The 12,067-nt window shown below is 39.2% G+C and carries 9 protein-coding genes; 7 read left to right on the top strand and 2 right to left on the bottom strand.

The annotated features are described in order from the left end of the window. Window positions 1-235: 235 nt before the first annotated feature. The 4 genes from KQP93_RS19700 (at window position 236) to rmuC (ending at window position 7,707) form a co-directional block, all read left to right on the top strand. Window positions 236-1,474: an AAA family ATPase gene (locus KQP93_RS19700; protein ID WP_175081417.1), complete on the top strand. Its 1,239-nt coding sequence runs from the start codon at window positions 236-238 to the stop codon at window positions 1,472-1,474. A gap of 14 nt (window positions 1,475-1,488) precedes the next feature. Next, a complete protein-coding gene (locus KQP93_RS19695) occupies window positions 1,489-2,451 on the top strand; it encodes a transcriptional regulator (RefSeq protein ID WP_217876858.1) in 963 nt (320 codons plus the stop codon). A gap of 416 nt (window positions 2,452-2,867) precedes the next feature. Further along, window positions 2,868-6,011, top strand: coding sequence for a DEAD/DEAH box helicase (locus tag KQP93_RS19690; RefSeq protein WP_217876857.1), 3,144 nt, complete (start codon window positions 2,868-2,870; stop codon window positions 6,009-6,011). A gap of 229 nt (window positions 6,012-6,240) precedes the next feature. After that, entirely contained in the window at window positions 6,241-7,707 is a 1,467-nt protein-coding gene (rmuC, locus tag KQP93_RS19685; protein WP_217876856.1) for a DNA recombination protein RmuC, read from the top strand. A 37-nt stretch (window positions 7,708-7,744) separates the two neighbouring features. On the opposite strand, the gene KQP93_RS19680 is transcribed toward rmuC, so the two are convergent. Beyond that, window positions 7,745-8,449, bottom strand: coding sequence for a hypothetical protein (locus tag KQP93_RS19680; protein ID WP_217876855.1), 705 nt, complete (start codon window positions 8,447-8,449; stop codon window positions 7,745-7,747). Window positions 8,450-8,575: 126 nt separating this feature from the next. Between KQP93_RS19680 and KQP93_RS19675 the strand changes: the two genes are divergently transcribed. Next, on the top strand, window positions 8,576-9,151 hold the full coding sequence (locus tag KQP93_RS19675) for a DJ-1/PfpI family protein (RefSeq protein ID WP_217876854.1): 576 nt from the start codon (window positions 8,576-8,578) through the stop codon (window positions 9,149-9,151). On the opposite strand, the gene KQP93_RS19670 is transcribed toward KQP93_RS19675, so the two are convergent. After that, window positions 9,146-10,027, bottom strand: coding sequence for a LysR family transcriptional regulator (locus tag KQP93_RS19670; protein ID WP_217876853.1), 882 nt, complete (start codon window positions 10,025-10,027; stop codon window positions 9,146-9,148). The two genes, KQP93_RS19675 and KQP93_RS19670, sit on opposite strands and share 6 nt — an antisense overlap. 97 nt (window positions 10,028-10,124) lie before the next feature. On the opposite strand from KQP93_RS19670, the gene tmpT reads away from it, so the two are divergent. Together tmpT and KQP93_RS19660 are read left to right on the top strand one after the other, a co-directional pair. Next, window positions 10,125-10,757, top strand: a complete 633-nt coding sequence (gene tmpT / locus KQP93_RS19665) for a thiopurine S-methyltransferase (RefSeq protein WP_217876852.1) — start codon at window positions 10,125-10,127, stop codon at window positions 10,755-10,757. A gap of 275 nt (window positions 10,758-11,032) precedes the next feature. Continuing rightward, window positions 11,033-11,833 carry a DODA-type extradiol aromatic ring-opening family dioxygenase gene (locus tag KQP93_RS19660; protein WP_217876851.1) on the top strand — a complete coding sequence of 267 codons (801 nt, stop codon included), beginning with the start codon at window positions 11,033-11,035 and terminating at the stop codon, window positions 11,831-11,833. The last annotated feature ends 234 nt before the right edge of the window (window positions 11,834-12,067 follow it).

Below are 12,067 nucleotides of genomic sequence, written 5' to 3'. Positions count from 1 at the left end.
CTGGCTTTTTAGTAAATATTCAATTAAATCAGTTATATATTTCACTATTTTAGCATCTTAACCTTATATACCTATATACTTAACCTATATTAAACTTACTTATTTATACTTAGCATCAGTAAAGTTACAAATTTTTATTAAATGTCTTATAAATAAAAGGTATGTCGCCTTAAATACTTGTTTACAGCAATTTGAATGGACATTATACTTAAAGCATAACTTCGAGGAAGAAAGTATGTCTATCAATAATAATGCGCTAGCCACTTATAGGTTACTAAAAGCGACAGCAGAAGTTGCTGAAAAATCGCTAGAAGGACGTATTCAACATTATCGTGCTCATCTAAAGTCTGAAGAAAAAGAACTTCGTACTTACACACAAAAAGCAGCCGCTGATTTATTAGGTTGTAATAATCGTACCTTAAAACGCCGTCATGATAATGGTGACTTTGATGCACTTGATATCAAACGTGGTGCAAATGGCCACTATGCATATACCTTAGTAAATATTTTTGCTATGGCTGATATCATGGATATTAAACCTGATCACCGTACCGTTGATGATAAATTACAAGTTATCGTTATTAACTCATTAAAAGGTGGCTGTGGTAAAACGACGAGCATGGTAAATATTGCCGCAGCTCTAGCTACTACCAATATTAAACGCTATCGAATCGGTATTATTGACCTTGATCCACAAGGCTCTTCATCAAGTTTCTTTCCACCTAGTGAGCCAGACCCAATCACTGTGGGCGATTTAATGCGTGACTGTATTGAACTCGATGAAAACGAAACCTGGGATGAGTTAGTATCAAACTCTTTCTTACCTACCCATATACCTAATATTCGTATTTTGCCTTCTGGGATGGATGACTTTTACTTTGAGCATGAAACAGCAACTTTATTAAAAGATAGCTCTAGTTACGATAAAACACGTCACTATCATAAATTGCTCGAAAAAGTTATTGAACCGGTAAAAGATCAATTTGACATAATACTAATTGATACAGCTCCATCTCTTAACTTTATGTTTTATAATGCATTAATGGCTTCTACGTCTATGCTAATTCCGGTTCATCCAGAAGCTGTAGACTTTGATGCAAATAATAAATACTTAAAACGATTAGGTGAGATCTACCATACAGTTGCTGCGCTTGGCCACCAAGGTTGGGATTTCATGCAATTCTTAGTGACTAACTATGTTAAAGGAAACCATTCACAGCGTGACATCGTTAAAGATGTTCGTAGTGCATTTGGTCGCCAAGTAATGAGTTATCCAATTAATCATAGTTCGGCAATTACTGCCAGCTCATCATCTTTTAATACCATTTTTGATCAAAAAACGTCAGATAGCTTAGCTAGTCGTGAGTCACTACTTCGTGCGCAAGAAAATATCAAAGATGTAGTGGATGAACTTGAAATGCTGATCCGTTCTAATTGGCAGTCAACTCAATCGTCTCTAAATACAGCTAAGTAAGGTAATTAATAAAAATGGCTAAAAAACGTAAAAACGATACCAGCTTAGATCCTTTTTCAACGTCTATCGAAAGCAGTAGTTTAGATGCTTTGCTAGAGCAAGCTTCAGCTGGTGATGTTATCAGTATGCCTGCTCCAAGCGATCCTACTCGTCAAATTACTTTGGTTTGTAAGGTTATTCCAAGCTCAGAAATTGAAGCTAAAACAAAGGTCTATGGTAAAAATCGCCGTGTACAATCATTACTAAATGAAAAGTCAGTTGCCGATATCCTTCCTGCAATTGCCGAAGACGGCCGTAATCAGCACCCTGCCTTATGTTGGGATAAAGGTGACGAAATGCTTGTATTAGCAGGCTCTCGTCGTCGTAAAGCATGTATCTTAAGTAATTCTGATTACTTAGTTTTAAGTTCTGAAGATTTCACAGATCAAGATGCTAAAATTCTTGCAGTATCATCTGATCAATACATTGCCCCAAGCCTATGGGAGCTTGGTCAAGCATATCAGCAAACCCGTGATGAGCTTATTGCTGAAGGTAAAAAAGGCTCTTATCGTGAGATTGCGGCTATTGAAGGTGTATCACACACAGCCATTGCTGATGCTATCAAAGCGTATGAGAACTTACCTTCTGAGGTTTTAAGCCTTTACCCAACTGCGAATCATGTTGGCCGTGAAGTAGCTAAAAAGCTAATTAATGCCAAAGAGCGTGATGAACAGCTGTTTACCAAGCTTGTAAATGAGGTAAGTAGTGATAGCGAAATAGCGCAAATCAGCAGCGATGATAAACGTGCTCTTGCAATTACTAAGCTATTAACTGCTGAGCCAGCAGCGCCAAGCCGTCGTGAGGCCCTTATCGATAGTGAATTTGTCAGCGTACAGCGTAATATCAAAAGCGGTGACTTATCTGTTAAAATTGATAATAAAGTGATGACAGACAAACGCTTAGAGCAGCTAACTAAACTATTAAATAGCTTCAATTAGTTAGTATAAGAATGATCCCTCACGCTTTTTCTGTTAGTAAAAGCGTGATCTCCCCCCTCCCTTTTGTTAGTAAAATAGTGATCTATTACCGTTAAAATTGGTACTTATTACACTCTCAGATCAATTTTTTACTAACTAATTACCCCTTTACATGTTTTTTACTCTCATAATTAGATTGCTTAGTAAAAAATTGATCTGTAAAGCCCCTGCCTTGTTATTAACCTGTTTATATCTTGTGCGATTGTTGTTTGTTAAATGCTCAACACGTCAGTTTTCAGCTTTGATTTTATTTTGAAGCAGTTTTTTACCAAGTTATCAGCTCCAACCAGTCCAATATTGCTCAATAGTGCTTTAGCTCTGGGCCGATAGATCATATACTGGCAGAATTATTTTTTGTTTTTACTGCCAAAAGCGTTATGTCTGCTAACTTATCCAAAAATGACTTATTAGCTATCTTTGAAGAAATCAAACAAGAGCAAGAAACTCAGTTTCCTTTGTCTGAGCGCTTCATCAAACAGCTGTTTAAGCCGCATGTGTTAAGTAAGGCAAAAGAGTATCATCAGAACGGTCAAATCAACTGGTTAGAACATAACAGTGATTTTAGCGTTATTGATGCATCTATGTTTGGTAACGAAGGAAATACCTTTACTCAGCATATTGAGATCAGTAAATTACCAAGTGGTTTTTCGGTCGATTCGCATTGTACTTGTGGCTCTAAAACTAAATGCCGTCATATTGCGGCTGTGCTCCTAAAGCTCAAAATTGAACATTCAGGTGATTATGGTGAAGACTACATCATTAACGATTGGTTTAGTGAGCTAAAAACCCTTAAGCAAGTTGCTAATGACAATGCCAAACAGGTTCTATTATTTGTTCTTGATGTAGAGAAATCTGTTGTAACCCTTACCCCTAAAATTGCTAATTATGACGCTGAGCATAACTATACGCTTGGTCGTAACCTTACCGAGCAGCAGTTAAATAGTTTTGTAACCCCCACTGATTTATTAGAATCGGATTTTCGTTTATATAGCTGGATCCGTTCTCAAAATGCCCTTGGTAAACTCGAGCTTAAAGGTCAATGGGGCTTTGCAGCACTGCAGCAATTAATTGCCACCCAGCGTTTATTTTTAGGTCGCTCGCGCCAAGCAATTAAAGCAGACAGTATGCAAGCGCTAGAGTTTGATTGGAAACAAAACAAAGATTTAACGTCATTGAGCATGACGCTTGCTGGCCAAGATAATTGGTTATTATTAAAAACAACACCCCCTACTTACCTTGACCCTGAAAAGCTAAAGGTAGGCCGAATTCGTACTCCGTTAACGGCTGATGAAATAGCGTTACTTGCTAATATGCCTGCTATTCACACAGAGAACTTTGATCGCGTTTATCAACAGCTCAATGATAATTTTGGTGAAGGTGTGATCCCTCATGCATTTAAGGAAAGCAAAAAAAGCCTAGCTCGAACTGTATTCCCTGTCATCAGTATTATTAATGACGAGGGCATAATCCGCTTAGGATTGCAGTTTAATTATCAAAACTCTTTGTATGATTTAAGCCAGGCGCCTGCTGATATATTAAACCAGTCATTAGAAAACACCGTTGTAAATGAATTAACTAACCTTGGCTTTGAATTATGTAAAGGGGCTTTACAAACAGAGTTTATCTTTAATAAACAATCAGTTATTCATGAACATTGGTTAAAGTTTGAAATAATTCCAAACTTATTAAAACGTGGTTGGAAAATTAATGATGAGTTAGCCGTCGGCAAAGTCCTTAAACAACTTTCACTGCAAGTTGAGCGTGGTAAAGGCCATCAGATAGTTAGTAAAATTGTGATCTCTGGTGTCAAAACTCAGCAATTGTTTGTCACTGATAACAATACTTATCAATCTCTTAATAGGCAAAGTGAGCGCTTTTATTACTTTACTGTAGGAAAACGCTTTGCGGTGGTTGAAAAGGCCGCGATGATGCAGCTTAATGATTATCGTGAACGTTTTGAGCATATTAAAACCCGTGACGAAATCTTAATGCCTTTGTCGTTTTTGCCTAAGCTTATCGAGCAAAAAGCAATTAAGGTTAATATTGTTGACGATGCTCTAGAAGCTTACCTATCTGAATTAAATAGCTCACAACAACTTATTAAAAAGTCCGATATTCAAGGCTTAAACCAAGGTGTGCAATTACGAGAGTATCAACAACACGGTGTTGATTGGCTTAACTTTTTAAAACGTCACCAACTTGGTGGTATTTTGGCTGATGACATGGGGCTAGGTAAAACCCTACAAGTTATTGCCTTTTTAGCTAATGCCAAGCAATCACCACAAGCAGGCCCCACGTTAATTGTTTGCCCAACCAGTTTGGTTGGTAACTGGCAAAGCGAAATTAATAAATTTGCGAGCAACTTAAAAATCACCACCGTCTTCGGTGCTGCGCGCAGCGACCAATTACAACAGTTGTCGCAAGCAGATTGTATCTTAACAACTTATCCACTGTTGAAGCGTGACATTGCCTTTTATTCGCCGCTATATTTTGAAAACATCATTCTTGATGAAGCGCAATATATCAAAAACGATGCTGCCCAGGTTTCACGCTTGGTTAAGCGCCTTAATGCTGACTTTAAGCTCTGCTTAAGCGGCACGCCTATTGAAAATAACTTATTTGAGCTTAAATCTTTGCTCGACTTTGCAATGCCTTCTTTGCTTGGTTCGCAAGTACATTTTAAGAGCTATTTTCAAACGCCTATTGAGCGTGATAACGACGTTGCCCGAGCTGATGAACTTAAATCGTTGATCATGCCATTTATCTTGCGTCGTACTAAAGCACAGGTAACGCAGGAGCTCCCAGAGAAGACTGAGCTAGTCAAAGAGTTTGAATTTGAGAGCAAACAAAAAGAAATTTACACCGGTATAACTGAATCTTTAGAGCAGAAATTAGTCGACCTATTTGCCCAACAAGGTGTACAAAAAAGTAAGCTAGCCTTTTTAGAGGCATTATTAAAGCTCAGGCAAATCTGCTGTCATCCAAAATTGATCGACCCTACTTCACAGGCTGGCAGCGCTAAGCTTGAGTGGTTATCTAAGCATTTGCCTATCATGCTTAGCGAAGGTCGAAAGGTGATTATATTTAGTCAATTCACCATGGCACTTGATGTCATAGCTGAGCGATTAAATGAATTAGGCATCAGTTTTAGTATGCTTACCGGGCAAACAAGACACCGCGACCGTGTTATCGAAGAGTTTACTCAAGGTGATACATCCGTATTCTTAATTAGCCTTAAAGCCGGTGGTACAGGGCTAAACCTAACTCAAGCCGATACTGTGATTCATTTTGATCCTTGGTGGAACCCTGCTGTTGAGAAACAAGCGACAGATCGTGCCTACCGTATTGGCCAAACTAACCCTGTTTTTGTTTATAAATTGATTATGGCTAACTCAATTGAACAAAAAGTATTTAAAATGCAGCAGCATAAGCAAGCCCTTGTTGATGCATTATTTACCGAAAAATCAATGAGTTTTACTCAGTTTGATGAAGAGCAAATGCTTGCTCTGATAAAAAATTAAATTTTTTTAAAGTTTTTTTGAACTAATCAAATTTTGGGGCGTCTATTATTATGCTTGTTGTTAAATTGCAGTTTACATAAGCATTATGTTGATTTCCCATTTGGTTACTAAATTTTAGTAATGTTAGAGCCAGCTCACCTTGAGCTGGCTTTTTTTATGCCTAAACCCCCTACTCTGCTGAGCACTAATTCGTTATGATGATGTGTCTTTAAGTTATTGAGTTTTCGTTATGATTACAGAGCTGATTGCACAGATTAATTGGCAAAGTGTAGTGCTTGGTGCTGCTGTAGGTGCTGTTGCAAGTGGTGTTATTTTTGCCTTACAAAAAAATCGCTTAAAAAATCAGTTAACCGAACTGCAAAATAGTCAGCAAATCCAGCAAAATCATTTAGAACAAAAGCAGCTGCAACTTGAACAAAGCCAGCTTATGCTTTCACAGTTACAGCAAGATTACGCTGAACAACGTGATGAGTCTCAACACTTTAAAACCCGTTTTGTAGAACAAGAAAAACAAGCACAACAATACAACCAATTTTGGCGTCAAGTTGAAGCTGAGCTTGCTGATACTAAAGCAGCACTTAATCAGCGAGATGTCGATTTAAGTACCTTGCGAAGTACAGTTGAGCAAAAAGAACTGCATTTTAAAGAGCAGCTTAGCCATATCAAAGAAAGCAAAGAGCAACTCAAAAAAGAGTTTGAAAATCTCGCTAATCAAATCCTTGAAGAAAAATCGCAACGTTTTAAAACCTTAAACCAAGAGAGTATTGAGCAACTTTTAAAACCGGTTCAAGGTGAGCTAAAAGGCTTTCGCGATAAGATGGAATTGATCCACGTCGAAGATCTAAAGCAGCGTGCAGCACTAAAAACTGAGTTATTGCATTTACAGGCTAAAAGCCAAGCTATCACCGAACAAGCTGATAGGCTTAGCACCGCATTACAAGGGCAAAAGAAAACCCAAGGTAATTGGGGAGAGTTAATGCTTGAAAATGTTTTAGACAGCGCAGGGCTGCGTGCTGGAGTAGATTATCAGCGAGAAGTATCGTTTAACACCGAAGATGGCCGTTTACGCCCAGATGTTGTGGTGTATTTGCCTCAGCAACGTCATTTAGTTATCGATGCTAAAACCTCTTTAAACGCGTATACACGCTATGTAAATGCCGATACAGAGCTTGAAGCGCAGCAAGCGCTTAAAGAGCATGTCACGGCGGTGCAATCACGTATAAACGAGTTAGCAAGCAAAGCCTACGACAGACTACCAGGTATTAACTCCCCCGAAGTGGTGATCATGTTTGTACCCATAGAGTCTGCATTTGTTGAAGCGCTTAAGTACCAGAGTGATATTTATCAGCAAGCAATCGAAAAAAATATCTTAGTTGCAACTCCAACAACCTTATTGACTAGCTTGAACATCGTAAAACAATTGTGGCGTTTTGAAGAGCAAACTAAATACTCAAAAGAGCTTGCCGCCCGTGCTGAGCGTTTTTACAACAAGCTCAATGGTTTCCTAACCAGTATGGAAGGGGTTGGCAAGCAATTAGACCGCGCCAAAGAAAGCTACGATAAAGCGTTTTCTCAGCTGTACCGCGGTAAAGGAAACTTGATTAAGCAGGCCTCTGAGTTCAAAGAGTTGGGGGTTTCTGTTCAAAAAGAGTTACCCGCGGAAACTGTAGAAAAAGCCCAATTAGAGTTAGATTAAATGCGATACAAAAAGCCAACATCATGTTGGCTTTTTATTAGTTAATAAGTTCTGCTGAAACAATATCGTTGAGTATTAAAAAGTGGTTAAGAACAGACTCCTCAAGTTCGAATACTTGCGCTACTTTTTCGCCATTGGCTGAAATCCCTGTTTGCGCACCAGCAAACTCAATATGTAACCCTAAACGTTTTAGAGTTTGGGCATCGTAACTATACATAGCTGAATCACGTTTCTCTGTAATACCTGGCATCATACCTATGATAGTAACCGCCTGTTCAACATTGATGATATCGAAAAATTGTCGTTCTGCGGTTTGCCATTTTGCTATATAGCTAGCGACCTCGGGCGGCTGCTCCATCGGCACGTATAATGGCTGTAATGAGCCCCCATGCCAGCCGATAACGGCTTGCTCTTCAACGAGGACATGTGGGCTTGCGGTAAGTACATAGTTGGCACAAGACGATGCACAAAGCTCGTGTACCACAACATCGAGTTGATATTCATGAACTAAGCCACCTAAATGTAAACCCGCCATCACATCACCACCTTGGCTATTAATAACTAAGGTGTTGATTTGTTGATCGCTACTTACTAATAACTGTTCGAACTTTTCAACATTTTGCTTTGATGTTTCGCCCTGAAAATAAATAGTGCCCGGCGATACCTCACTAATTTCAGCAACGCTTTGCTGTGTTGTTTTACAACCAACCAGCAGCACGCTCAATAAAAATAAAAAACGCATTAACAATGCCTTGAAGTTTTGTTTGTATACAGTGCTCAATTTAATAATATGTCATTAACGAACTGCAAAAATGGCATAGTACGTTTTTTTACTTGAGAAATAAATCCACATAATAGGAACAATTGTATGAATATTGGAATTTACATCTATGATGATGCTGAAGTACTCGATTTCTCAGGTCCGTTTGAGGTGTTTAGTACTACTAAGCGCCTAGCGAATAATGATTGGCAAGTGAGTTTAATTGCCAAAAGTGATAGTCCTGTACTTGCCCGCGGTGGTTATAGTGTAAACCCCCATTACAGCTTTGCTGACTGCCCATTGCTTGATCTCCTTGTTGTGGTTGGTGGTGACCATACACGAGAGCTAGAAAAAGCAGAGGTTATTACTTGGTTAAAACACACAGCCACTAACACCAAGCGTGTTGCGAGTGTTTGTACAGGGGCGTTTTTGCTTGCCAAAACAGGGCTTTTAAACGGTAAAAATGTCACGACTCATTGGCAAGATCAACCTGAGCTGGCTGCTTTGTTTTCTGATCTCAATGTGATTGCAGATACTCGTTGGGTCACCGACGGTAAGTTTACCAGCTCAGGAGGAATTTCTGCAGGCATTGATATGAGCCTAGCGTTAGTCGCTGAATTTATTAGTTACGAGCACGCCCTACTGACCGCCAAACAGATGGAATATCAATGGCAGACGTTATAATTTCTCAGCAATGTAGTCGGTTATAAACTGTTTTAAACAGACAGCCTTTTTACTCAGTAAACGTGCGCTTGGCCAGATAGCATAAATGTCGCGGTTTTCCCCTCGCCAGTGTGGCAGTACTTGAACTAACTGCTGAGATTTTAATTCATCTATAACCTCAAACCGAGATAACAAAGCAATACCTTGCTCATCACAAACTAAGTATTTTACAAATCCGGTATCGTTAAAAGTAGTAGCAAATCGGCACATGTGCGTATAAGTTGCATTCGTTTGTGTATTGGTTAGCTGCCACTTATTTCTCAATGTGGTACCAATTAACCTATGCTGTTTTAAATCAGTTGGCTCTTCTATGGCAGGTGCCGAATCAAGGTATGCTTTTGTGCTTACAAATAAGGTATCAAAACTGCCTAACTTTTTTTGATGGAGCATAGAATCAACCTGCGGCCCGACTCTTATTGCTAGATCAGCTTGGCTTTTACTCAGATCTTCAAGTTTATTATTAAGCAATAGCTCAAGTTGAATATCAGGGTACTGTTTAGTAAATGCGAGCCACATCGGCTTTAAGAAACCATGACTAATATTCAGAGGTGCTAAAACTTTAAGCTTTCCTGATAATTGTGCTTTTTGATCATTAAGCTGGCGGTGAGTTTGTTCAAACTGCTCAATTAATTCAACATAACTTTGAAAATATACCTCTCCTGCTTGTGTTAACGTGCATTGCCTTGCTGAGCGATTTAAAAGTTGCTCTCCTAGGCGTTGCTCAAGTCGTTGCAAGCGTCTCGATACTGTTGCGGTAGGCAACGACAAGCTCTCAGCCGCATTGCTTAGGCCACCTTGTTTTACAATCTGTATGAATAGAGCGATATCGTCAATCATGTTCTCATTAATGCAATCATTGTTTGCTTATCTTGCTATTTTTATCACTTTTGTAATTAGTTATCATGTTTTTATTGAAACATTTTAGGAGTAAGTAATGGACGCAAAGCATTGGCATCAACGTTGGGAAAATAACGAAATTGGTTTTCATGAAGGAGACGTTAACCGTTATCTAGATCAGTATTTTACTAACTTGAATTTGCAGCAAGGCGATACTGTTTTTGTACCACTGTGCGGAAAAACTCACGACATTCATTATTTGCTAGCGCAAGGTATGCGTGTTGTTGGGGCAGAACTTAGTGAGATAGCCATTAAGCAGTTATTTGATGAGTTAAAGCTAGAACCCGGAATTAGCCAACACGGCGAACTATTACGTTACCAAGGCGCAAATCTAACCGTTTGGGTGGGTGATATTTTTGCACTTACTGCAGCTGATCTTGGCCCTATCAACGCAGTTTATGACCGTGCCGCTTTAGTTGCGCTACCAAAGCCAGTACGCATTCGCTATACCCAGCATTTACTTGAATTAACTAATAGAGCCAAACAATTAGTGGTGGTCTTTGAGTATCAGCAAAGTGAGTTTTCGGGTCCGCCGTTTAGTGTGGTCGCCGATGAACTACATCAGCACTACGATGCTTTTTATCAACTAACATTACTGTGTAAAGAACCTCTCAAAGGTGGCTTGAAAGGGCAAATCCCCGCCATGAACGTAGCTTGGCATTTAAGTTAGTACTTACAAACTAGAGGTGTGTAAATTCACACCCTAGTTGTGCGTTTTTGTGGCTGGTTATTGTATCTCTGTGCGTGCACTATAGAGATACCAATCCGCAATAATACTTAATCATTTTGAGGGATTAAACCTGTCGCTACCTGCGTTAAAAATTTCTGAGTTAGAACAACTAAATAACGAAATTTTTGCCTTGCTATCAACGAGGTTTCTTTGCCTCAAAATAGACTACTTAATTAAGCGAATTGGTATGAAAAGCGTATTTAAGGAGTACATTTATGCAAAAGCCACGCGTTTTCTTTGTTTCACATGGCGGCGGTCCTATGCCTTTACTTGGTGATCCAAGTCATGCCGATATGGTCATTTGTTTACAGTCTATTGCCGCAAAAATTAAAAAGCCATCTGCTATTTTGATGGTGAGTGCGCACTGGGAAGCGAACCCAATTAGCATTACTTCGAGTGCTGCTCCTGAGCTAATTTATGATTACTATGGTTTTCCTGACCCTGCTTACAGTATTGAGTACCCAAGCCCCGGCGAACCAGCCCTAGCCGAAAAAGTACATCAGGCATTGGCAAAAGCTAATATCGATAGCGCATTAAACCCATCTCGTGGCTTTGATCACGGTATGTATGTGCCTTTGAAAATTATGTATCCAGAAGCAGATATACCTTGTGTGCAATTGTCGTTACATCCAAGCCTTGAGCCAAGCTTACACCTAGCGATAGGTGAGGCTTTACAAAACCTTGATTACGATAATTTATTGATCATTGGTTCTGGCTTTACTTTTCATAATATGCGCGCATTTTTCACCCCTGAAACCGCTGAAATTAAAGCGCAAAATATGGCTTTTGAGCAATGGCTAGTTGATGTATGTGGCAATACTGAGCTGAGTGAACAACAGCGTCAAGCTAAGCTATTAGAATGGCAAATGGCCCCTGCGGCGCGTTTTAGTCATCCTCGTGAAGAGCACTTATTACCATTACATGTTTGCTATGGTGCGGCGATGCGCCCTTGTAGTGATATCTACGAACTACGTATTGCCAACAAGCAAGCTAGTATGTTCTTGTGGGAGGATTGAGTTTAAGTTCAACCCCCTTGATAACACGATAAAAGCTCAGATTTTATAAGTTTATTTTGGTACGCTTAGGATACCAATCAGCAATAATACTTAATCAATTTGAGGGATTAAACCTGTCGCTACCTGCGTTAAAAATTTCTGATTTAGAACAACTAAATAACGAAATTTTTGCCTTGTTATCAACGAGGTTTTATTGCCTCAAAATAGACCACTTAATTAAGCTAATTGGTATAA

The organism is Pseudoalteromonas shioyasakiensis, from assembly GCF_019134595.1.
Taxonomy (GTDB): domain Bacteria; phylum Pseudomonadota; class Gammaproteobacteria; order Enterobacterales; family Alteromonadaceae; genus Pseudoalteromonas; species Pseudoalteromonas shioyasakiensis_A.
The sequence above is the reverse complement of the archived record's forward strand: the minus strand, read 5'-3'. Positions and strand labels throughout refer to the sequence as shown.

Coding starts and splice junctions, on each gene's coding strand:
- KQP93_RS19680 (WP_217876855.1), bottom strand. CDS start 8,449: ATGCGTTTTTTATTTTTATTGAGCGTGCTGCTGGTTGGTTGTAAAACA.
- KQP93_RS19690 (WP_217876857.1), top strand. CDS start 2,868: ATGTCTGCTAACTTATCCAAAAATGACTTATTAGCTATCTTTGAAGAA.
- KQP93_RS19700 (WP_175081417.1), top strand. CDS start 236: ATGTCTATCAATAATAATGCGCTAGCCACTTATAGGTTACTAAAAGCG.
- KQP93_RS19695 (WP_217876858.1), top strand. CDS start 1,489: ATGGCTAAAAAACGTAAAAACGATACCAGCTTAGATCCTTTTTCAACG.
- KQP93_RS19675 (WP_217876854.1), top strand. CDS start 8,576: ATGAATATTGGAATTTACATCTATGATGATGCTGAAGTACTCGATTTC.
- tmpT (WP_217876852.1), top strand. CDS start 10,125: ATGGACGCAAAGCATTGGCATCAACGTTGGGAAAATAACGAAATTGGT.
- KQP93_RS19660 (WP_217876851.1), top strand. CDS start 11,033: ATGCAAAAGCCACGCGTTTTCTTTGTTTCACATGGCGGCGGTCCTATG.
- rmuC (WP_217876856.1), top strand. CDS start 6,241: ATGATTACAGAGCTGATTGCACAGATTAATTGGCAAAGTGTAGTGCTT.
- KQP93_RS19670 (WP_217876853.1), bottom strand. CDS start 10,027: ATGATTGACGATATCGCTCTATTCATACAGATTGTAAAACAAGGTGGC.